We start from the raw sequence: 21,270 nt of genomic DNA, 5'->3' as shown, positions 1-21,270 counted from the left end.
GGACGAGCGATGACGCAGATCAAGAACAAGGAGGGCACGGAGCTCTTCAGCCACAAGGGAGATTGGCGCGAGACCCTGGAAGCGGCAGCCGAGGAGGGAGTCGACCTCACCAAAGCCGTGCTCGACGGGGTGGACCTGTCCGGGGCCAACCTGGAGAACCTGAACCTGCGGCAGGCGAGTCTGCGCGGAGCGAACCTGCGAGGCTCCAACCTGGAGCACACCAACCTCGCCGGTGCCAACCTCCACGAGGCCCAGCTCCGCGGCTCCAACCTGGAGCACACCGACCTGCGGGAGGTGGTCCTGGCGGGCTGCAACCTGGAGGGCTGCAACCTGGAGGGCGCGCGGCTCGTCGGCGCCAACCTCGTCGGCATCAACGCGCAGGGGTCCAATCTGGAGCGCGTGGACCTGGCCCGCGCGAACCTGGACGGCGCCAACCTGGAGGGCTGCAACCTGGAGGATGCCCGGATGAGCGAGGCCAACCTGACGCGCGTGAACCTCCGGCGCTCGAACCTGGAGGGCGTGGACCTCGATGGGGCGAACCTGGCGCGCGCGGACCTGCGCTCGGCCAACCTCGAGAAGGCCGACCTGCGCGACAGCCGCCTCGAGGGCGCCAACCTCCGGGACGCCAACCTCGAAAGGGCTCAGCTCGACCGGGCCAACCTGACGAACGCCTGCTTCGACGGCGCCAACCTGGAGCGCGCCAGCTTCGCGGCTGCAACCCTCACCGGCGCGAGCTTCCACGGCGCGAACCTCGAGCGGGTGAAGGGCTTCATCATGCCCGAGCCCGAGTGAGTCCAACGCCGGCCGTAGAGAGAAGAAGGGAGCCCGCCGGCGGCAGGCCCCCATTCCGAATGGCCCGACTCAGGTAGCGCGGTATCTCGTGCGGTGAATGGCCCTCAACAGGAGGAGCAGAATGCACGCTCCCACGAAGGCGACGATGATGGTGGACACGATGCCACCCCCGGGTGCGCCGACGCCCAGGGCCCGGAAGAGCCAGCCTCCGATAAAGGCGCCGACAATACCGATGACGATGTCTCCCACGACGCCGTAGCCGCCGCCCACTACCGCCGAGGCCAGCCAGCCCGCGATGAGGCCGACGACGAGCCAGATGACGAGTGTTTCGATGGACATGAGAAGTACCCTCGGGTTCGAGTCCCCCATCAGGTAAGCACCCGAGCATCCGGAGCCGAGGGGACAGGCAGGCAGGAGAGCGCCGCTTCGTCCGCCGGCAGGGATGAGTGTCACGCGGGACGGCGGTGCTCCACCCCACCCGGTCCAGCCACCACCAGCTCGGAGGTCAGGCCGATGAACAGGCCATGCTCCACGATGCCGGCCCGAGCCTCCAGCCGCGCGGCCAGTTCCTCGGGATGCTCAATGGGACCGAAGGCGCAATCGAGGATGAAGTTGCCCTGGTCCGTCCGGTAGGGCGCTCCCTCCCGGCCCTCCCGGCGGGTGATGCGCGCGCCGAATCCCTCCAGGAAGAGCGCCTGCGAGCGCCAGCCGAAAGGCAGCACCTCCACCGGCACCGGCCAATGCGTCCCCAGCCGAGGTGACAGCTTGCCCGCGTCCACCACGATGAGCACCCGCCGGCTCGCCTGGGCGACGATCTTCTCGCGCAGCAGCGCCCCTCCCCCACCCTTGATGAGACGCAGCTGGGGATCCACCTCGTCGGCGCCGTCGAGGGTGAGGTCCAACACCGGCTGCTCTTCCAAGGTGGTGAGGGGCACGCCCAACGAGCGCGCCAGCTCCTCCGTCCCCACCGAGGTGGGCACGCCCACCACGTCGAGCAGCTTCCCCTCGGCGCGCAGGGCGGCCAGCCGGCGCACCACGAAGGCGGAGGTGCTGCCCGAGCCGAGCCCTACCACCATGCCCGGTTGGATGGACTCCACCGCGCGCTCGGCGGCCAGGCGCTTGAAGCGGGCGACGTCACTCTCACCGGATGCGGACATGGCGCGCCCTCTCGGCTTGAAGGTGCACACCCCTTCCGAGGTGCGCAGTCCCGGGCCCGCCTCCCTACCCCGCGGGCGTTCGACGGCTCACGGCGTGAAGCGCACGGAGGACGGCAGGGCCACGCTCCCCGCAGAGCCACCGATGATCTGCACCGCGCCCGTGTCCAGCAGCGTAGCGGTATGGGCGGTGCGCGGCTCGGGCATGGAGTCGATCGTGAACCACCGGTTGTACTGCGGGTCGTACACCTCGGTGCTGGTCTCCGGCGTGGAGCCGTTGGTGCCGCCCGTCACCAGCAGCGCGCCCGAGTAGAGCAGGATGGCGGTGTGGTCCCTGCGCGGCCGGTTCATCGGCGGAGCGGTGAACCACCGGTCGTTGTACGGATCGTACACGTCCACCGAGCTCAGCACGGGGTTGCCGGAGGTGCTCGGGTCGAAGCCGCCCGCGACCATCACGTAACCCGAGTAGAGCCGCGTCGCGGTGTGGCCCGAGCGCGTCACCGGCATGGGCTGCACCTGCCGCCACGTGTTGGCAGCCGGGCTGTACAGGTCCGCCTTGTTGGTGGTCGCGCCCAGGCCGCCCAGCACCAGCACCTCGCCCGAGTAGAGCTGCGTCGCGGTGTGGAAGAAGCGGGAGGCGGACAGGGAGCCCGCGAGGCTCCACGTGCCGGTGGCCGGGTCGTACAGCTCGGCGCTGGTGGACACGCTCCCCGAGGGCATCATTCCGCCCGAGGCCAGCACCTTGCCCGAGTCGAGCAGCGTGAGGGTGAAGAAGGCGCGCGGCACCACCATGGAGCCCGTGAGGCTCCACGTGCCGGTGGCCGGGACATACAGCTCCGCTGCGCTGGAATAGGGCAAGCCACTGCCGTCCTGCCCACCTGCCACCAGGACCTGGCCCGAGGCGAGCCGGACGCCCGCGAAGTTCTGATGCGGCACGTTCAACGAGCCCGTGCTGCTCCACGAATTCGAGTACGGGTTGTACAGCTCCACGCTCCGGGTGAGGCCGCTCGTGCCGCCCCCTGTCGAACCGCCCGCCACCAGCACCAGCCCCGAGTCGAGCAGCGTCGCCGTGTGCAGGCTGCGCGCGGTCCTCATGGCCGCACTGGTGCTCCAGCGCGACGAGGTGAGTGCCCGCCCCTCGGAAGAACGCACCGCCCCCGCCTCCGGCACTTCCGAGCCCCCACACCCGCCCCCCACCACCGCTCCCGCCAGCAACAACGACCAACAGATCGCCTTGAACATGGAACCCCATCCCCAGAAGAACCCCACCCCAGCCCGGCCGCTGGAAGCGCGTGCGCATATTGCACAGATAACGGATAATTCCAAGTATTTCGGAAATCCGATATAGGCGGTGAAGGTAGGCGAAACGGTTACCGGGCGAAGCGGCGGAAGAAGCTGGAATCGTTCCAACGCGGGCGCTCGGGCGCGTCCGCCACGGTGCGGGAGAGGTCGGCGAGCATCCGGACGAACTTCGCCGCGCCCTCCTTGTTCACCGGCTGGGAGAGGTCATCCGACGGCGCGTGGTAGCGCTCCTGGTACCACCGCCGCAGCAACTGCTCCTCCTTCGAGCCCGGCTCGGCGCCGAACTTGAAGGCCAGCGCCGGCACGCCCTCGCGGATGAAGGCGTACTGGTCGCTGCGCACGAAGCCCATGCGGTTGGGCTGCGGGTCCGCCAGCACCTTCACGCCGTGGGCCTCGGCCACCTGCTTCAGCGACACGCCGAGGGAGGACTCCTCCATGCCGTAGGCCACCACATGGGTGAAGGGCGTGAGCGGTAGGAACATGTCCATGTTGAAGTCCGCCAGCAGGCCCGCCGCCGGCACGGTGGGACGGGCAGCGAAGTACTTCGCGCCCAGCAAGCCCTTCTCCTCGCCCATCACCAGGGCGAAGAGCACCGAGCGCTTGGGCTTCTCCGCCGCGCCCTGGAGCACCCGCGCCACCTCGAGCGCCGCCGCCACGCCCGAGGCATTGTCCATGGCGCCGTTGTAGATGCGATCCCCCTTCACCGGCTCGCCCACGCCCACGTGGTCCAGGTGCGCGGAGATGACCACGTACTCCCCCGCGAGCTTGGGATCGCTCCCGGGTAGTACGCCCACCACATTGGCGGCCTTCACCGGCGCGTTCTCGAAGGCGACCTCGGCCTTCAGGCGCGCGGGCAGCTCGAAGTGCGGCATCGGCTTGTCCGCATTCGCCAGCGCGACCAGCGACGCGTAGGTATGCGGAGCGCCTGCGAACAGCTTCTGCGCGTGGGCCTGGTTGACGACGATGCTCACCTTCAGCCCTTCATCCTCGTTGAGGGACGAGTCGGCGAACATCATCGAAGGCTTTTTGCGCGCTCCGGCAGCGCGCTCCCAGGGAACCTCCACGAGCTTGGGGTTCTGTAGGGTGACGAGCCCCACCGCTCCCGCCTTCTTCAGTACCTTCACCCGTTCACTCATGGAGCTGTGGTGGGCACGCAGCGCGCCCGGGACCTTCTCGGGGCCTCCCTGGAGGACGACCGCGATCTTCCCCTGGAGGTCCACGCCCGCGAGGTCGTCGTACCCGGCCTCGGGGATGGACAGGCCGTAGCCCACGAACACCATTGGAGCGTCGACCGTGCCGGCCACCCCCGTACGGGAGGAGATGATGGCATCCTGGCCCAGTGTCAGCCGCGTCTCCTTGCCACCGCGCACCAGCGCCAGGCGCGAGCGCTCCTCCACCAGCCGGCGTGACACCAGCTCCACCTCCTGGAGGTAGCTGTCGCCTGCCCCGGGCTTCACGCCAGCCGCCGCGAGCTGCTCGATGACGTAGGCCGCGGCCTTGCGGTAGCCCTCGCTGCCCGTGTCCCGGCCCTCCATCGAATCACTGGCGAGGAACTCCACGTGCTTCCACCAGCTCGCACCATTGTGAGCGGGGGCTTCAGCGCGAGCGGCGGGAGCGCACAGGAGGGCGAGCGCAGCGAGGAGGGAAGCACGAGAAGAACAGCGCATGAAGGACTCGCTTTCGGCCCGGAGAAGTCCGAGCGCGGAGAAATCAGCGCGGCCCCCAACACCCGACTGCGCGGATCATTTCCGGCGACGATGTCCCCTCTCCCTTTGGGAGAGGGTCAGGGTGAGGGTCTTCCCGCAGGCAAAACCCTCACCCCCCGCCCTCTCCCAGAGGGAGAGGGAGCATGCGGAATCAGAGGGCCCAGTGAACGGACACGTGGAGCTGAGCGGAAGGCCGGAGGTCCGTCGAGCCATCGTGGCGAGGCGCTTGCGTGAGACCCGCCGCGCCCTCCACTCCCACCAGGAGACGCTCCGCCAACGGATACGTCACGGAAGCGAAGGGCCCCAGGCCCCAGATGAGTCCCCAGCGCGGAGGCTCCTTGATGCCGAAGATGCGCCCGGCCTGCTCCGCGTCCACCCGGCGGATCGTCTGCCGCACCCAAGTTCCCTGGCCTTCAGCACCGAGCGTGAATTCCACAGGTCCCGCGTGCAGCAGAAAGCCTCCGCCCAGGGACAGCCGAAACTCCGTCTGCGACAGGGAGAAGAGTTCGCGCTCCATATAGGCGCGCGTGAAGCCCAGCCGTGCATGCGCCGCGGCCCGTGACCAGCGGTGACGCAGCCCCACTTCGCCAAAGTGCTCCGCCCCCATTCCTCGCACCGAGCCGGTGGACAGCGCGTAGCCCGCGCTCACATCCCAAGGGCGCAGCACCAGCGGACCACTTCCCCTCAGGCGGGCCCGCTGCAGCGGAACCCGGACGAAGTCCGCACGCGTCAGCACCCGCTCCGCATTCCAGCCCACCCGCACGTCCGTGGCCTCCGCGAACTGTCCTTCCGGACGCACCACCCGGTAGAGGCCGGGCCGCACCGCCAGACGCGTGGACTCACCCGGGTATTTGCGGATTTCGGCCACCAACTCCTGCCGGTGGTCCGCCACCCAGAGGCTTCCCTCCACGTCCTCGCCGAGCACCAGGCTGGCCCCGAGTCGCGCCGGACGTGCCATCACCCACTCGCCCCAGCCACTCAGGCGGATGTCGAAGCCCGGGTGCTGCGTCCCAGCGCCGCTGCGCGTGGAAGCCGCCAGGGTGTGGCGCCAAGCATAGGCATACAGCTCGGAGAGGGTGATGGCCCCATCCCCATTCCCATCCGCCAGGCCGTGCAGCGCCGCGAGCACATGGTGTGTGAAGAGCGAGCCGCGCAGCGAGGGCCACTCCTGAGCCGACTCGCCCTCCGCGGCCGACATCAACAGCACCATTCCCTCTACCTGGGAGGGCACCTCCAGGCGGACCGGCGCCTCGTCCGAGACAGGCACGCCGCCCTTGGCGCGGGAGACCACAGGCGTCCGGCATGCATCCAGAATGGCGAGCCGCAAGGTGGCCGGCGCAGCCGTGAGAAGTTGCCGCAGCTCAGCCAGGGGCAACCGTGTGCCCTCGAGGTGCAACGCCTCCGCGTCGGCATGGGCGGAGACGTAGAGCACCAGCGTGCCCCGTCCGTGAGGACGAGAACGGGCCAGCAACCGCTGCGCCTCGGCCAGCGCGCGCCGGACCGCCGAAGCGTCTCCCGCCGTCACCAGGAAGGCGTGCTCGGGAGAGACGCCCCCCACCCCGAGCAGCAGTTGGTGGAAACGCCGGGCATCCGCCTCGGCATACTCCAGTGGTGCGTCCCCGCTGACTCCCGTGTTGCTCCCCACCACCACCGCTACCCGCAACTCCTCCGCCACTCCAGCGGCCCAAGCCCCGGAGCACAGCAGCAGCGCGGCCAGCACGCCCCACCTCACCGCGTCCCCTTCCGATGGAAGTGCACCACTGACTCGCCCGGCAACCCGGTGTCCTCGAAGCGCAACCCACCCGCCAGCTCGAAGGCGCGGCGCAGCGCCGCCTCGATGTCCCGCTCCTCCAGCGGCGCCGGGCTGAAGAACAGGGTGATGCGCTCCTCGCCCCGCCAGTCATCCAGCACGACACCACCCGGCAGCAGGTGCTCTCCCGGATCGAGCGGCACGCTGCGTGAGCCACTGGCGGGGAAATAGCGGGTGAATTGGCCCGCCCCATCTTGGTTGGCGATGAAGACATAGCCCCGTTCCGGGACGGTCACCCGGAAGCGCAGCGCGTCTCCCGGAAGCAGGGGCACTCCTTCAGGGAGCGAGACAGCGGGTTGACCCTCGCGGCTGACGAGCACCTCCAGCCGCACCGCGGGCGCGCCCTTGAGACGAACGGGGAGCTCGCCTCCCGACTCCCCGTCCCGAGGCGCCACGCGAGGCAACACCACCAGGAGGACCAGGGCCACGGCCACCGCGGCGGGGAGCGCCCCGAACGCCCAGATGGGCCGCCTCCACCAGGGGACACGGCGTGCCCGCTCCTCGATGCGCGCCGCGAAGGCACGCGCCGGCCGGGCCTGAAGGAATCGGACCCGCTCCTCGCGAAGGGCCGCCACATGCGACTGGCAGGAGGCGCAGGCTCGCACGTGCTCCTCCACGTCCTGGGGCCGGGGTGTCCCCTCGGGCGCGAAGGCCAGCAGCTCGAGGGCCCGCGCCGCGGGATGGCCCGCCTCGCGCGAGCCTCGGAGGGACTCGAAGTCGCTCATCCTGTACCTCGCTTCGCCCGGCCACCCGTCAGCAACCGGGCGGCCACGGTCTTGAACTGGGCGAGCCGCTCCTTCACCGTCTTGCGCGAGCAACCGAGGCTCTCGGCCACCTCATCCTGCGTGAGCTCGTCCAGGTAGTAGAGCACCGCGGCGTCCCGCACGCGCTCCTTGCACGCCGCGAGCACCTGGCCGAACAGGTGCATCTGCTCGGATGCGTCCGGAGCGGAGGCCTCCTCAGGCAGAGGCCCCTTCACGTCCTCGGTGGGAACCTGACGCGCGCGCCGACGCAACACATCGAGGCAATGCCGGTCCGCGATGCGGTAAAGCCAGGGCAGCGGCTCCTCACCCTGGAGCGTATGGGCGTAGCGCCAGGCACGCAGGAACACCTCGTGCAAAGCATCCTCCGCCTCGGCCTCGGATTGCAGGAGGCGGACGCAGCGGCGGTGCACGGCGTAACCGTACAGCGCGTACCAGTGCTCGAGCGTCGCCGCGTCCATCCCACCTCACGGGCACGCGTGCCGCGAAGCCTCCAGCGACAACGAGGTGGAGGCCGGGAGCGCGGCGAAGGACGGAGGCCCACCTCCAGCGCGCTCTACCCCAAGGAGGCTGAAACCCCGAGGTACCTCGCGAGGCCACTGCGTCCAAGACCCCGAGCGGTCTGGCGGGAGGGCACCATCCAGGAAGAGCACCGCCAGCCCCGAATCGAGCGAGGTGGCCACCACACGCTCTGGCTTCTCCGAGCCCAGGTCCAGCGCTCCGTTTCGGTTGTCGTCCTGGAAGAAGACGACCCACCCGAGCGCCAGACGGCCCTGACCACCGAGAGGCTCCAGCGAGAGCTGCGCGGCCGGCACGGGAGTGGTGGACAGAGGCAGCGCGAAGCTCGAGGGGAAATACGGCTGGAAGGACATGGGCTGCAGCAACGCCCCACGCTCCGTGCCGCAGGACGAGCCCTCCGCCAGTAGCAAGGCGGCGAGCCGCTCCGTGGCAGCGAGGTCGGGCGCCCAGGCCAGGGTCATCGCCGTGGGGCCTTTCCCGCTGCCGACACCCGCGCGGAGCTCTCCCTCCAGAATCGCTACCGGCTCGACGGGATACGTCTCGTCCGCCAGCCCGTATTCACCGCAGCCGACCACGCCCAGCGCGAGCGTAGCCAGCCACGAGGTGAGCCTCGGTACACGTGGATGAGTCATCCGCCGTTCTCCCTCCTCCTGCGCCGCAACAACATCAGAGCCACCAACCCGGACAGCATGGACCCGCCGCCCCCGGTGACCGCGCTGCATCCCCAGGACTCGAGCGGTTGCTGGGACTCGTCCGTCTCGGCCACGCAGTCTACAGCGGGAGCCCCGCGCGGGTAGATGGTGCACATGGCCTCCCGCGAGCCCGCGTCGACGAGCCGCTGGTCCGGGGTGGACGTGGGGTACATCGTCGAGCGTGGATCCGTCGAGTGGTCCAGGCCGAGCGCATGTCCCAGCTCGTGCGTCATCGTCCCCTGGAGGTCCCGCGTCTGGTCCGGGGAAGCGAAGGCCACGGCGTTGAGCTCCACGTCCGCATCGAGCACCTCGCCCGTACGCAACTGGAAGGTGACCGTCGTGAGGGCCAGGGTCTCCGCCGCATACCGCCAGCAGTCCTCGCCCTCCGAGGAGCCCCCCGCCTGCGTACAGGCCCGGTCCCGCAGGACGATGATGTTCTCGTTCTCGCCGTTCAGCACGTAGCCCACCTGCCGCGAGGCCGTGGCGGCGCCTTCGGAGACACGGAGACTCGCGCACTCCGCGAGCACGTCATCCCAGCTCCGCAGCGCAAGCCCCACCGCCGCCTGACGCGCCGCGCAGTCCGCCTCCCCAGACATGCACTGCTGCTGATGGAAGGTGAGCGTGCTGCCTCCTGGCCACCACAGGCAGTGGGCCCCTTCTCCAGGCTGGGTGCGCGTGCGGGAATAAGGAATTGGAGGAGCCTGGGTCTCCAGGGCCTGGAGGGGCGTGGAGCGGAGAACCGGAGATGCCGCGTCACGGGCCGTCGCGCGAACCCGGGCCCGAAGCTCCTCGAGGTCCAGCGGCCGCGCGGTGCCAGAGACAGGCTGGAGCGACCTCGGGTCCAGGAGGCGCAGGTCCTCGGGGAGCACCGGGGTAGCAAGCACCTTCTGGCCATCCTCCGAGCGCTGGACGCGGAATGCGCCCTGGGCCAGGCCCACCACGCGAGGGCCGTCTGTCCCGGGCGCGAGAAAGAGCACCACCTCCTCACCGGGTGTGAGCTCCGGCGCACCGCTGACGTGCTGGCGGAGGTCTCCGACGGTTCCTCCCGGTAGGACGATCCTCACGGAGGGAGACGGCACCGAGCCCAGCAGCACCTCGGCCACCGCAACCTCCACGTCGGTGACGATACGCCCCGAGCCCTGAAGCGAACGGCTGGTGGCCTGCACCACCCGGCCGTGGATCACCCATTCCGAACCTCGCGTGAGCGCGGGCACATCGAGCGCCATCAAGGTGGAGGCCTGGACGGTGGGCGGAAGCATGAACAGGGCCAGGGCCCAGAGCAGGTGAAGCGAAAGCCAGCGTCTCATCGTGTGTCTCCCAGAGGGGTTTGCGTCACATCGACCCCAGGACCGAGGCAGCGGGAAAAACTGGCACCCTCTTTTTTCGCCCGGGTGTCACATCCACCCGCGTCTCCCCTCCATCCAGGGCGAATCGCGGCGACACGGACCCCCGGAGCGCCGCACCCCCAAGAGGAGAAGACGATGAAGAACCAGAAGCGTGCCCGGCTGCAGATGACCCAGATCGAGTCGACCCAGAAGAAGCTCGGCGAGCGGGAGCTCAGCGAAGTTGAGCTCAAGGTCGTCGCGGGCGGCATGGCGAGCCAGGGCGGCACCTGCTCCATGTGTGGAGACTGTGACGAGTAATCCCTGGTCCACGATGGGCTCCCTGGTCCGGCAGGCCGCGGACCAGGCGAGCCCGTGCTCACGCTGAATACTCCATGATTCTCATCCTGACCGAGCCCAATGACCCGCACGCCAATGCCGTCGAGGCCAGGCTGCGGCAACGTGGCGCCAGCGTCTGCCGCTTCGACTGGAGCGAGTTTCCCGGCACCGCGTCGCTCTCCACCGAATTCCGCGCGGGCCGCAAGCACGTCTGGCTGAAGAGAGGCGGCGAGAGGCTCGACCTGACCCGGTGCACCGCGGGCTGGCTGCGGCGGCCTGGCAAGCCCATTCCCTCCGGACGCATCGCGGATCCCCTGCTCGAGACCTACGCAGAGGAGGAGTGCATGCGCCTGCTCCAGGACACCTGGAACGCGCTCAACATCCCCTGGCTGCCCGGTCCCATTCACGCCATCCGGCGTGCCGACAACAAGCAACTCCAGCTCCAGCTCGCCACGGAGCTCGGGATGGACATTCCGCCTACGCTCATCACCAGCGACCCCGACGAGTTCCTCGAGTTCCACCGCCAGCACGGCGGTCACATCATCGACAAGTTTCCCAGCACCATCATGGCCGCCAGCCAGCGCACGGGCGGAACGCTGATGCGCTTCACGCAGGCCGTCACCACCCGCGACGTGGGCTATGCGCGGCGCCTGCGCCACAGCCCCATGCTGTTTCAGGCCCAGGTCCCCAAGCGCTTCGAGCTGCGCATCACCGTGGTCGGCGACCAGGTGCTCGCCGCGGAGATTCACTCCCAGGCGACCCGGCGCACCCAGCTCGACTGGCGCCACTATGACTGGGGGCACACGCCCTATCGCGTGCACTCCCTGCCCGAGGCCATCCGCCACGCCTGTCTGGAGCTGGTCGCACGGCTGGGGCTGCGCTTCGGCGCCATCGACATGATCGTCACCCCCGACGGCCGCTACGTCTTCCTGGAGATCAACCCCAACGGCCAGTGGCTGTGGATCCAAGACGAGACCGGTTTGCCAATCGCCGAGGCCATCTGCACCACGCTCATGGACCCCGCGGGCCATGCCCCCACGCCGTCCCCATTCCCTGCCCTGGAGGCCCACCCATGAACGAGTCCCTCTCCGCGGCCGTCCGCGACGCGCTCACCTCGCTGGTGAAGTGGCGCGAGGAGCACCTCGAGCCCGAGCAAGCCCAGGAGTCCTTCCAGCTTCTGAAGGCCCGCCACCCCGGACACTGGATGAACATGGTCTGGGAGCAGGAGACCTATGGCAGCACGGTCCACTACGACATCCTCGTCGCCGATGACGCGGGCACGTACTCCCTGAGCTACTGCGCGGACGAGGAAATTCCCTGGCCGGCGCGAGGCCTCCAGCGCGTCAACGAGTCGCTCGTCCTGCGCGTCAACGATGACCCGGTGTTCATCACCCAGGCCATCACCTCGCTGGACCATGCCTGGAGCACCCTGCACATCGGCCGGCACCTCATCAACATGAGTCTGATTGACCAGGAGATCCGCAACAGCGGGCTGGTGGTAACGGACGAGGAGCTCGCCGAGGCCCTGCACGACTTCCGGACGAAGCGGCGACTCTTCAGCGTGGAGGACGTGGAGCGGTGGATGGCCGAGCACGGCACCACCCAGGTGCAGCTCGAGCAGCACCTGCGCGAGGACGTGTCGCGCCGGAAGCTGCGGCACAAGGTGGCCGCGGGCCGCGAGGAAGCCTGGTTCCAGCGCCACCGGGCCGACTTCGAGCGCGTCCAGGTCGCGCGGCTATATGTCCCCAGCCGGGAGGAAGCCTGGCGGCTGTACGAGCAACTTCGCGAGGCGCCCGGCCGGTTCCTCGAGCTGGCGCAGGTGTCCTTCCTGGAGCGAGGCGGCGCGGGAAACCTGTTCGCCACACTGCGGCGCGGGGAGCTCGAGCCCGAGCAGGCAGAGCGACTGTTCTCCACCGAACAAGGCCGGATGGCCGAGCCCGTTCCCAGCGGGGAGGGCTACGAGCTGGTGCGCGTGTTGCGCTTCCTGCCGGCCCGGCTCGACGAGGCCACCTGCGAACAGGTGCGGGACCAACTCTTCGAGGAGTGGCTTGCGGAGGGACGGCGCCGCGCACGCGTGGAGTGGTTCTGGGGCGCCGCGGAGGCCGCTGAGCTGCCAGCCCTGTCTCTGTGAGACCGTGTGATCCGGTCCACAGCGCGGGGGAGGCGTGCCGGGATAGATTCGCGAGGCCGCCCAGCGGAGGAACAGACGCTGGCTCTCGACGGAGACTCCGTGGCACACCGGTCAGGGTACACCCTTCACGAGCAGCTCCACTCCAGCAACCGCTCGACGCTCTTCCGGGCTACCCGGCTCCGGGACCAGTGCCCCGTCATCCTGAAGCTGACCGGCAGCGACTATCTCGATCGGCGCCGGACCCTGGAGCTCCGCCGGGAGTACGCCATCGCCCGCCGCGTCGAGGGGGACGGCATCGTCCAGGTCCTGGGGCTGGAGCAGTTTCCCGATCGGGCGGCACTCGTCCTGGAGGACTTCGGGGGCACCTCCCTGCGCCATCTGCTGGATGAGAGTGGGCCGCTGGACGTGACGACCTTCCTCGACTTCGCCGTACGCATCAGCGCGGCGCTGGGACACATCCACCAGCACGGCGTCATTCACAAGGACATCAAGCCGCACAACATCATCGTCAATCCCGCCACCAGGGTGCTGAAAATCACCGACTTCTCCCTCTCGGTGGGGCTCTCGCTGGAGACCGTCCCGCCCGAGCTCCCCACGCTCCTGACGGGCACGCTGGCCTATATGGCGCCCGAGCAGACCGGACGCATGAACCGGGGCGTGGACTACCGCGCGGACTTCTACGCCCTGGGCGCCACCTTCTTCGAGCTGCTCACCGACCGCCGCGTCTTCTCCACGAACGCCCCCCTGGAGCTGCTCCACGCGCACGTCGCCCAGGTGCCGCCCTCGCCGCGGGAGCTCAACCCCGAGGTGCCGGAGCAGCTCGCCGCCATCGTGCTCAAGCTGCTGGCCAAGGAGCCGGAGGACCGCTACCAGAGCACCTGGGGACTCATCGCTGACCTCGAGCAGTGCCAGCGCCAGCTCCGCAAAGGGGCCACGCTCCCGCTTTTTCCCATAGGTCTCTCGGACCGACCCCACCAGTTCCGCCCGCCGCAGGGACTGCACGGACGCGACTCGAGCGTGGCCCTGCTGACCCGGGCATATGCGCGCACCGCGGCCGGCCGCGGCCAGCTCCTCCTCATCTCCGGCCCGGCGGGCATTGGCAAGACCTCGCTCGTCAACGAGCTGTACCGGGTGACGGCTGTCAGCCGGGGACACGTGGCCATGGGCAAGTGTGACCAGCTCTTGCGCAGCGAGCCCTTCGATGCCGTCCACCAGGCGCTGCAGCATCTGGTGCGGCAGACGCTCGGGGAGGGCGAGGCGGAGACCACCCTCATGCGCGAGCGCCTCCAGGAAGTGCTCGGGGCGAACACCTCCGTCCTCGTCGAGGCCGTCCCCGACACCCGCGCGCTGGTGGGCGAGCAGCCCCCACCCGTTCCGCTCCCCTCCTCCGAGTCCAAGAACCGCCTCAACCTCGTGCTCGCGCGCACGCTTCAGGCGTTCGCGACCCCAGAGCGCCCACTCGCCCTCTTCCTGGATGACCTGCAGTGGGCCGACAGCGCCACGCTCACGCTGCTGCAGACACTCGCCAGGGATCTCTCCACCCGGCACCTGCTGCTCGTCGGCGCCTACCGCGATACCGAGTTCTCCCCGACCTCCCCCCTCACCTTCGCACTCGACGAGCTGCGCACCGCCGGCACCACCTGGGAGCAGCTCCACCTCACGCCCCTCGGCCTCAAGGAGGTGGCCCGGATGGTGTGCGAGAGCACCGCCGTGGAAGCCAAGCGTGGGCTGGAGCTGGCCCGCCTCATCCACACCAGGACGGGTGGCAACCCCTTCTCCGTCAAGGCGACCCTCCGCTTCCTGCACGAGCGGGACCTGCTCCGCTTCGACCCGCGCAGCCGCCAGTGGGAGTGGGACCTCGCTCGCATCGAGTCCCAGGAGCTTCCGGAAGACGTGGCCGCGCTGATGGTGGCCGAGAGCCTCCGGCTGCCGCAGGAGACCCGGGCCCTGCTCCAGGTCGCGGCGTGCCTGGGCGTGACGTTCGGCTTCCATGACCTCATGGTGGCCTACGGGGCCACGGCCGGGGAGACGGCACGCGCCCTCTGGACCGCCCTCGAGCGGAGACTCGTGCTCCCGCTCAGCAAGGACTACGTGCTGCTCGATCCCCAGGGCGGCGCGGTGGAACCTACGGACCTGGACGTCTCCTTCCGCTTCGTGCACGACCAGGTCCGTCAGGCCGCCTATTCACACATTCCCCAGGACGAGCGCGCCACGCGTCACCTGGAGGTGGGCCTGCGCCTGTACGAGGATGCCCGCGCCACGAAGACGCTCGACGAGCGGGTGTTCGCCATTCTGCCGCACCTGGGCCATGCACCGGAGCGCATTGGCCCGGACTCGCTGCGGCTGGAGCTGGCTGATCTCCATCTGGCGACGGGCCGGCGGGCGAAGACCTCGGGCACCTACCGCACCGCCTGTGAGCTCTTCCAGACCGGCGAGGTGCTCATCCCTCCCGCGCTCCGGGAACAGGAACACGAGCGGCGCTTCGCGCTCCAGAAGGAGCTCACCGAGTCCCTCTACCTCGCCGGAGAGATTGAAGCGGCGGCCTCCGGCTTCTCCACCCTGCACGCCCAGGCGCGCACCCCGGCCCAGCGAGCCAGTGTGCTCTGCCTGCAGGCCATCTTGAGCACCCTCCACGACCGGCACACCGATTCGCTGGAGTACGGTCTCGAGGGGCTCCGCCTGCTCGGAATCGACCTTCCCGCCCACCCCGACGACGCTGCCATCGCCGCGGAGCTACGGGCGCTAGAGACCGCACTGGCGGGCCGTGACACCTCGGAGCTGCTCGCGCTGCCTCTGATGAGTGAGCCCAACGCGAAGCTCGCCTCCGAGCTGATGAGCGCCATCGCGCCCCCCGCCTACTTCACCGCCCAGAAGCTCCTCGTCCTCATGACGTTCCGGCATGTCAGGCTGAGCCTGGAGCACGGCAACAGCCGCTTCTCGCCTTACGCCTACGTCTGCCACGGCCTCGTCCTCTCGGCCTTTTTCGATGACCCCGCCGCTGGCCGGCGGTTCGGCCTGCTCGCCTTCGAGCTCGCCACCCTCCTCCGGGACCCGCTACAGCAGGCTCGCGCCTTCTATCTTCACGCGACCTTCATCGATCATTGGACCTGGAGCACCCGCACCGGCGTCCTCCAGCTCACCGAGGCCTACAGAATCCTCTTGGACAGCGGAGACTGGCAGCTCGCGGGGCATTGCTTCACCGTGCTGTCCTGGCGGCGCCTCGCCCTGGGAGAGCCGATCCAGGAGCTGCTGGAGGAAAACCAGAAGTTCCTCGACCTGCCCAAGACCCAGAAGGACTCCGACAACACCTCCGTGCTCCTGGCGTTCCGGCAGGCGTTGCTGTTGCTGACTGGCGCCCAGGAGCTACCGCGGCAGACCCTCCCGCTCTCCCACCTTCAGTGGCCGGCAAACAAGGCCCATGCCGGGCTGGTGCTGCTCGAGCAGCACTATCTGCTCCGTCAGCTCGAACAGGCGATGGCGGTGGCGGAGGAGAGCGCCGCGATGATGCGCTCGGTTCCCGGACTCTTCCTGCTGACCACGCACGCCTTCTATTACGCGCTGAGCGCGGCCGCGGTGTACCCGCGTGCCAGTGAGCGCCGGAAGCAGGAGCTGCTCGCCATCATGGAGCAGCAGCGTGCGTACCTGGAGAGGTGCGCCCACCGCGCACCGGAGAACTTCTCGCCCTACCACCTGCTGGTCCGCGCGGAGCTGGCCCGCGTGAAGGGGCAGCACGTCGAGGCACATACCCGCTACGAGGAAGCCATCTCCGCGGCGCGCGCCAGCGGCTTCACCAGCGTGGAGGCCATCGCCTGTGAACAGGCCTGCCGCTTCCAGGCGGAGCTGAGCCGTCCACCCCTGGCCGCTGCCTACCTGGTGGAAGCCCTCAACGCGTACGAGCGGTGGGGTGCGGCGGGCAAGGTGCACATCCTCTCCGCCGAGCAATCATACCTCCTGCATTCCTACAGTGGCACCCTTCGGGCTTGGGACCACAAGCTCCAGGGTACTGGCCTCTCGATGGCACGGCTCCAGGGAAGCGAGTACCCGGAGCTCACAGTCACCTCCGACCTGTCCAGCACCGACTCGCTCGCCGAAGTGCTCGACGTGTCCTCGATGATGAAGGCCTCCCAGGCCATCTCCAGCGAGCTGCACTTCCCACAGCTCGCCGCCAACCTCGTTGACATCCTCATGGAGAGCACGGGCGCCCAGCGCGGCGTACTGGTGCTCCAGCGGGAGGAGGACTTCTTCGTCGAGGCCTCGGGTGAGGTGGGCAGCGGCAGCGCTCCCCTGCTTCCCGTGCAGCGCATGGCGGAGAGCGATGCGCTCTGCCACACCATCGCCGAGCTCGTGCTGAGCACCGGCGGCCCCCTGCTCCTCGATGATGCCTCCACGCAGGAGCCCTTCCGGAGCGACTCCTATATCGTCCTCCACCACGTCCGCTCGGTGCTCTGCGTCCCCATTCTCCACCGCAAGCAACTGCTCGGCCTCGTCTACCTGGAGAACAACCTCCTCGCGGGCGCCTTCAATGCCAATCGCCTCAAGGCGGTCGGCATGCTGTCAGCCCAGGCCGCCATCTCCATCGAGAACGCCGGGCTCTACCGCAGGCTCGGGGAATCCCACCGGACCCTCGAGCACCGGGTCCAGGAGCGCACGGAGCAGCTGCACTCCAAGAACGCCGAGCTGCAGCGCGCGTTGGAGAGCCTCAAAACCATGCAGGCGCAGATCATCACCCAGGAGAAGCTCGCCTCGCTCGGCTCGCTCACCGCGGGCATTGCCCACGAGCTGAAAAACCCCCTGAACTTCGTGAAGAACTTCTCCGAGCTCTCCCTCGAGCTGGTGCAGGAGCTGCGCGAGACGGTGGAGAAGCGGGAGGAGCCCGGCCCCCTGCTGAAGGAGCTGGAGCAGAACATCTCCAAGGTGTGTGAGCATGAGCAGCGGGCCAGCGGCATCATCAATGGGATGCTGCGGCACGCGCGCAACAACCGGGGTGAGCAGCAGCCCACCTCCATCAACCAGCTCGTGGAGGAGGCCGTGCGTCTCGTCCAGCACGGGCAGCGGGCCATGCGTCCCCCGCGTCAGGTGACCATCGACACCTTCCTCGACGACACCGTGCCCCAGTGCCACCTGGTCCCCGAGGATCTCCGCCGCGTCATCCTCAACCTGCTGGACAACGCCTGCTACTCGGCTCATGAGAAGGCGCAACGCCCCATGGCGGAGCAACCCCGGTTGAAGGTGTCCACGCACTGGACAGGCAGCTCGGTGGAGCTCCGGGTGCGCGACAACGGCAAAGGTGTCCCCGCCATGGTGCGCGACAAGCTCTTCACCCCCTTCTTCACCACCAAGCCGACGGGAGAGGGAACAGGGCTGGGCCTGTCCCTCAGTCACGACATCATCGCCGCGCTCGGAGGAAAGATGCGGGTGGAGTCCGAGGAGGGACAGTACGCGGAGTTCACGGTGGAGCTCCCGGGTGAGCTCACGCGGAGCCCGGCCCGGGGCTGACGTGACTCAGAGGTACGTCACCGACCCATCCTGGAGCGTGCAGGAGCCATCCTGACGGGGGCTGCCCACCGTGCGAATGACCTCCGTCCCCGAGGCAGGCACTCGCCGTCCCTCCAGCTCGGAGCCAATGGCGCGGATGAGGAGGTTCTTGAGGAGCTGCACCTGGTAGCAAGGGATGTGCGGCTCCGCGTGAGGGGCGCCGATGCCCGAGTCGTCCGTGAGGAAGATGTAGCGGCCCAGGGTGAGCTGGGCGGCGAGGCGCATCAGGTACTCGGCCTCATCGGCCACCCCGCTGGCGGCAACCGGGTACACCTTGATGCCGGACAGGCGAGCGCGGTTGGCCTCGCGCAGGAAGGCCTGGTAGTGCGGCGTGTGCGTCGGCGCGTCCGCCACCAGGAAGGTGAGACGCGCGGTATTGCCCGTGCGCCACGAGAGCTGATGGATGGCGCCCAGCCCGCGCTCCATGGCCTCGGGGTAGTCTCCGCCGCCCTCCGCGGACTGCGCATCCAGCTGCTGCCGGAAGAGGCCCACGTCCGAAGTGAAGTCGAAGGGCCGCACGACGTACGCGTCTCCATCGTCGCGGTACATCACCAGCGCGAAGCGCGCCGAGACATTCGGGAAGGAGCCCTGCACCGAGTCGACGATGTTCTGGAGCTCCGCCTTCAGGTAGCGAATCTCGTCCCCCATGCTGCCGGTGGCATCCACCACGAAGGCCACATCCAATTCGGAGGGCAGAACGCCCTGCACCCCCGGGAGGGTGAGGTTCCACGCGGTGCCCTCAAGGGAGGTGGTGAGCGGCTCGCCGCTCTGGCCGGGCGGAGGCGCCACCGTCACCGAGAAGGTCGCGTTGGCCTGCGCGCCATCATGGGTGGGAAGGAAGAGCAGCCGGCCATCGGAGGCAGTGGGAGCCTCGAGCCGCTTGCCCGCGGCATCCCCCACGGTGACACGTGCATTGGGAACCGGCCGGCCCTCGGCGTCACGCACGGTGATGATCACGCGATCCGTGCTGGGATGCGCGGGCATGCCCTGGGGCGCATCGGAGAGGTACTTCTGGAAGAAGGGGAAGTTGCGGTTGTCGTCCCAGTCTCCAGCGGTGAGCTGCCCAGGCGACTGGGAAGAACCGCCTCCCGAGCCCGAGTCCGAGTCCACACCTCCCCCGGCTCCATCCCGAGGCGGAGTGCCCGGCGAGGTGGGCGAGCCCCCACCTTCCGAATAGTTATCCTGGTTGTTGCCCTGGCTGGACGCGCCACAGGCTGAGAGCAGGGCCAGTGCCACGACCAGCCCGCCGAGACCGAACAGCTTGTGTCTCATGGTCTGCCTCCGGGTGAGGGATTCGGGGCCGCGCGACTGCAAGCGCCTTGCCTCTCAGCCCCCGAGAGCCCTGCAAAGCAGACCCCAGAGACAGAATGCGCCCTCTCGGTTTTCCACCACGAAAAACCGAGTCGGTGAAGGGGGGCGAAAAAAGAATCGGGGAGGAGCCACCCCCGTAGCTCCTCCCCGATCCACTTCCCCGTTACTTCCCCCGAAGACTGCTCTGCTTCCCCGAAGACTTCTCTACCCGTCACACCGCACGACCCCGACCGACCCGCCCCCCAACAACGCCCTACCCTTCAATCTGTTCCCGACCCCCGTCCACCACCCCAACCGACCCCGTCACGCCCCAACCGCCCCGCCCGTCCTACCCCTCGTACCGCCCCACCCCGCCCTACCCCGTCCTGCCCCGCCCTACCCTGACCACCCCACCCGCCCTGCCCCGCTGACTTCTTGCTCCAGAAACAAAGCATCCCGCGTGCCAGCAGAGCGCTCGGAATGAACTCCTGTGATTTCAATGGTTTGCGCGCTAGCCGCGATGGGAACCTGCCCCAAAGTCGGTAAGACTTACAGGAGAAAATTTCCGTGGGGCAGTAAGCCACAGGGGCACCAGCGGGGCCTCAGCTAAGTAAGGAGGCATGGCCAAACCACTCGCTGGGAAGATCGCCGTCGTCGCCGGAGCCACCCGCGGAGCAGGACGTGGCATCGCCACGGCGCTCGGCGAAGCGGGGGCGACAGTCTATTGCACCGGCCGCAGCGTCCCCGGAAACCCGGGGATGAAGAACCGCCCGGAGACAATCAACGAAACGGCGGAGCTGGTGACCGCGCGGGGTGGCAAGGGCATCCCCCTGCGGGTCGACCACACGGTGGCCTCGGAGGTCTCGAGCCTCTTCGAACGCGTCGGCGAGTTCGACATCCTGATCAACGACATCTGGGGAGGCGACGAGCTGGTCGAGTGGGGAAAGAAGCTCTGGGAGACGAAGCTCGAGGATGGGCTGTTGCTGATCGATCGCGCCATCAAGACGCACATCATCACCAGCTACTACGGCCTCCCCCGGCTGCGCTCCGGTGGGCTGGTGGTCGAAATCACAGACGGCGATGCTTACTTCTACCGGGGGCATTTCTTCTACGACCTGGTGAAGACGTCGGTCATCCGGATGGCCTTCGGGCTCTCTCAGGAGCTGAAGGGACGCGGCATCACCTCGGTCGCGGTAACCCCCGGCTTTCTGCGTTCGGAGTGGATGCTCGACAACTTCGGCGTCACCGAGGCGAACTGGCGCGACGCAGCGAAGAAGGTGAAGTCATTCATCGCCTCCGAGACACCTCTCTTCGTTGGCCGAGGGATCGCCGCGCTCGCTGCCGACCCGAACGTCGCGGCGAAGAACGGGCGGGTGATCGCTTCCTGGGATCTCGGCGACGAGTACGGCGTCACCGACGCGGACGGCTCACGACCGCACTTCGTGCGATGGCTGCGGGAGAACGAGCCGACGGTCGCGGAGGCGTGGAAGAAGCTCGACGACACGTTCTACTCGTACTGGGGGTCGATGCCGTACGAGATGCCGGGCTCGTAGCCCCGGGGATCGATTTTCGGTCCGTCGCGCGCCGCTACGCTGTGGCTGGCAATAACCACGCGTAGGCCCGCACGAGCGCAGCACATGGAAGAGCACCCCAGTCCAGAGCGCTTCTTCCGGGCGAGCCGTCAGCACCTCGTCAATCTGCGCCGGGTGGCGGCGACGGAGTTTCGGCCCGGGGAACGGCTGGTGTTGCGGCTGCCGGGAGGCCGGGAGGAGAAGACGCCACGCCAGCAATCCCAGAAATTCCGCGAGCGGACGAGCCCAGAAAGGAGGAGGCCGTGCTCTGGCGCATCCCGTAGTTTGCAGACGAGAAGGAATTGGCCTTCAATCTGATATAACGCCAGTCCTCGCCCAGATACCC

The 21,270-nt window shown here is 68.6% G+C and carries 17 protein-coding genes; 7 read left to right on the top strand and 10 right to left on the bottom strand.

Annotated features, from left to right (window positions below; genetic code table 11):
* The first annotated feature begins 9 nt into the window (after positions 1-9).
* Positions 10-792 (top strand): pentapeptide repeat-containing protein, encoded by a 783-nt coding sequence (locus tag OV287_RS08800; RefSeq protein WP_267533546.1) that lies wholly within the window; start codon positions 10-12, stop codon positions 790-792.
* 69 nt (positions 793-861) lie between these two features.
* Here the strand turns inward: OV287_RS08800 and OV287_RS08795 are convergent, their stop codons facing one another.
* The 9 genes from OV287_RS08795 to OV287_RS08755 all read right to left on the bottom strand — a co-directional run bounded on the left by OV287_RS08795 (position 862) and on the right by OV287_RS08755 (position 10,043).
* Positions 862-1,131, bottom strand: a complete 270-nt coding sequence (locus OV287_RS08795; RefSeq protein ID WP_267533545.1) for a GlsB/YeaQ/YmgE family stress response membrane protein — start codon at positions 1,129-1,131, stop codon at positions 862-864.
* Positions 1,132-1,241: 110 nt separating this feature from the next.
* Entirely contained in the window at positions 1,242-1,949 is a 708-nt protein-coding gene (gene rpiA / locus OV287_RS08790; protein ID WP_267533544.1) for a ribose-5-phosphate isomerase RpiA, read from the bottom strand.
* Between the two features lie 87 nt (positions 1,950-2,036).
* Entirely contained in the window at positions 2,037-3,188 is a 1,152-nt protein-coding gene (locus tag OV287_RS08785) for a Kelch repeat-containing protein (protein ID WP_267533543.1), read from the bottom strand.
* A 128-nt stretch (positions 3,189-3,316) separates the two neighbouring features.
* The gene (locus OV287_RS08780) at positions 3,317-4,915 is read right to left on the bottom strand and encodes a M28 family metallopeptidase (RefSeq protein ID WP_267533542.1); all 1,599 of its coding nucleotides are present in this window, start codon (positions 4,913-4,915) and stop codon (positions 3,317-3,319) included.
* 190 nt (positions 4,916-5,105) lie between these two features.
* Positions 5,106-6,686: a caspase family protein gene (locus tag OV287_RS08775; protein ID WP_267533541.1), complete on the bottom strand. Its 1,581-nt coding sequence runs from the start codon at positions 6,684-6,686 to the stop codon at positions 5,106-5,108.
* Complete coding sequence (locus OV287_RS08770; RefSeq protein WP_267533540.1) at positions 6,683-7,489, bottom strand: DUF4384 domain-containing protein; 807 nt, start codon at positions 7,487-7,489, stop codon at positions 6,683-6,685. Before OV287_RS08770 ends, OV287_RS08775 begins: the two co-directional genes overlap by 4 nt.
* Positions 7,486-7,986: an RNA polymerase sigma factor gene (locus OV287_RS08765; RefSeq protein WP_267533539.1), complete on the bottom strand. Its 501-nt coding sequence runs from the start codon at positions 7,984-7,986 to the stop codon at positions 7,486-7,488. The genes OV287_RS08770 and OV287_RS08765 overlap by 4 nt, the downstream gene beginning before the upstream one ends.
* A 6-nt stretch (positions 7,987-7,992) precedes the next feature.
* A complete protein-coding gene (locus tag OV287_RS08760; protein ID WP_267533538.1) occupies positions 7,993-8,676 on the bottom strand; it encodes a hypothetical protein in 684 nt (227 codons plus the stop codon).
* Positions 8,673-10,043, bottom strand: a complete 1,371-nt coding sequence (locus OV287_RS08755) for a matrixin family metalloprotease (protein ID WP_267533537.1) — start codon at positions 10,041-10,043, stop codon at positions 8,673-8,675. The genes OV287_RS08760 and OV287_RS08755 overlap by 4 nt, the downstream gene beginning before the upstream one ends.
* 174 nt (positions 10,044-10,217) lie before the next feature.
* Between OV287_RS08755 and OV287_RS08750 the strand changes: the two genes are divergently transcribed.
* From OV287_RS08750 to OV287_RS08735, 4 genes are all read left to right on the top strand, one after another.
* Positions 10,218-10,379 carry a hypothetical protein gene (locus OV287_RS08750; RefSeq protein WP_267533536.1) on the top strand — a complete coding sequence of 54 codons (162 nt, stop codon included), beginning with the start codon at positions 10,218-10,220 and terminating at the stop codon, positions 10,377-10,379.
* A 74-nt stretch (positions 10,380-10,453) separates the two neighbouring features.
* The gene (locus tag OV287_RS08745; protein ID WP_267533535.1) at positions 10,454-11,473 is read left to right on the top strand and encodes an MvdC/MvdD family ATP grasp protein; all 1,020 of its coding nucleotides are present in this window, start codon (positions 10,454-10,456) and stop codon (positions 11,471-11,473) included.
* Positions 11,470-12,528: a TIGR04500 family putative peptide maturation system protein gene (locus tag OV287_RS08740; protein WP_267533534.1), complete on the top strand. Its 1,059-nt coding sequence runs from the start codon at positions 11,470-11,472 to the stop codon at positions 12,526-12,528. The genes OV287_RS08745 and OV287_RS08740 overlap by 4 nt, the downstream gene beginning before the upstream one ends.
* Positions 12,529-12,627: 99 nt before the next feature.
* Complete coding sequence (locus OV287_RS08735) at positions 12,628-18,024, top strand: trifunctional serine/threonine-protein kinase/ATP-binding protein/sensor histidine kinase (RefSeq protein WP_267533533.1); 5,397 nt, start codon at positions 12,628-12,630, stop codon at positions 18,022-18,024.
* Positions 18,025-18,030: 6 nt separating this feature from the next.
* Here the strand turns inward: OV287_RS08735 and OV287_RS08730 are convergent, their stop codons facing one another.
* Positions 18,031-19,335, bottom strand: coding sequence for a vWA domain-containing protein (locus OV287_RS08730; RefSeq protein ID WP_267533532.1), 1,305 nt, complete (start codon positions 19,333-19,335; stop codon positions 18,031-18,033).
* A gap of 638 nt (positions 19,336-19,973) precedes the next feature.
* On the opposite strand from OV287_RS08730, the gene OV287_RS08725 reads away from it, so the two are divergent.
* Complete coding sequence (locus tag OV287_RS08725) at positions 19,974-20,906, top strand: SDR family oxidoreductase (RefSeq protein ID WP_267533531.1); 933 nt, start codon at positions 19,974-19,976, stop codon at positions 20,904-20,906.
* An 84-nt stretch (positions 20,907-20,990) separates the two neighbouring features.
* Positions 20,991-21,242, top strand: a complete 252-nt coding sequence (locus OV287_RS08720) for a LytTR family DNA-binding domain-containing protein (RefSeq protein WP_267533530.1) — start codon at positions 20,991-20,993, stop codon at positions 21,240-21,242.
* The last annotated feature ends 28 nt before the right edge of the window (positions 21,243-21,270 follow it).

The sequence above is a fragment of the Archangium lansingense genome, from assembly GCF_026626635.1.
GTDB classification, from domain to species: domain Bacteria; phylum Myxococcota; class Myxococcia; order Myxococcales; family Myxococcaceae; genus Archangium; species Archangium lansingense.
This window is presented reverse-complemented; position numbering and strand designations above follow the sequence as displayed.

Excerpts from the sequence above, each read along its gene's own strand:
- OV287_RS08740 (WP_267533534.1), top strand. The coding sequence starts at position 11,470 with ATGAACGAGTCCCTCTCCGCGGCCGTCCGCGACGCGCTCACCTCGCTG.
- OV287_RS08780 (WP_267533542.1), bottom strand. The coding sequence starts at position 4,915 with ATGCGCTGTTCTTCTCGTGCTTCCCTCCTCGCTGCGCTCGCCCTCCTG.
- OV287_RS08755 (WP_267533537.1), bottom strand. The coding sequence starts at position 10,043 with ATGAGACGCTGGCTTTCGCTTCACCTGCTCTGGGCCCTGGCCCTGTTC.
- OV287_RS08795 (WP_267533545.1), bottom strand. The coding sequence starts at position 1,131 with ATGTCCATCGAAACACTCGTCATCTGGCTCGTCGTCGGCCTCATCGCG.
- OV287_RS08760 (WP_267533538.1), bottom strand. The coding sequence starts at position 8,676 with ATGACTCATCCACGTGTACCGAGGCTCACCTCGTGGCTGGCTACGCTC.
- OV287_RS08730 (WP_267533532.1), bottom strand. The coding sequence starts at position 19,335 with ATGAGACACAAGCTGTTCGGTCTCGGCGGGCTGGTCGTGGCACTGGCC.
- OV287_RS08800 (WP_267533546.1), top strand. The coding sequence starts at position 10 with ATGACGCAGATCAAGAACAAGGAGGGCACGGAGCTCTTCAGCCACAAG.
- OV287_RS08785 (WP_267533543.1), bottom strand. The coding sequence starts at position 3,188 with ATGTTCAAGGCGATCTGTTGGTCGTTGTTGCTGGCGGGAGCGGTGGTG.
- rpiA (WP_267533544.1), bottom strand. The coding sequence starts at position 1,949 with ATGTCCGCATCCGGTGAGAGTGACGTCGCCCGCTTCAAGCGCCTGGCC.
- OV287_RS08745 (WP_267533535.1), top strand. The coding sequence starts at position 10,454 with ATGATTCTCATCCTGACCGAGCCCAATGACCCGCACGCCAATGCCGTC.
- OV287_RS08720 (WP_267533530.1), top strand. The coding sequence starts at position 20,991 with ATGGAAGAGCACCCCAGTCCAGAGCGCTTCTTCCGGGCGAGCCGTCAG.
- OV287_RS08725 (WP_267533531.1), top strand. The coding sequence starts at position 19,974 with ATGGCCAAACCACTCGCTGGGAAGATCGCCGTCGTCGCCGGAGCCACC.
- OV287_RS08765 (WP_267533539.1), bottom strand. The coding sequence starts at position 7,986 with ATGGACGCGGCGACGCTCGAGCACTGGTACGCGCTGTACGGTTACGCC.
- OV287_RS08770 (WP_267533540.1), bottom strand. The coding sequence starts at position 7,489 with ATGAGCGACTTCGAGTCCCTCCGAGGCTCGCGCGAGGCGGGCCATCCC.
- OV287_RS08750 (WP_267533536.1), top strand. The coding sequence starts at position 10,218 with ATGAAGAACCAGAAGCGTGCCCGGCTGCAGATGACCCAGATCGAGTCG.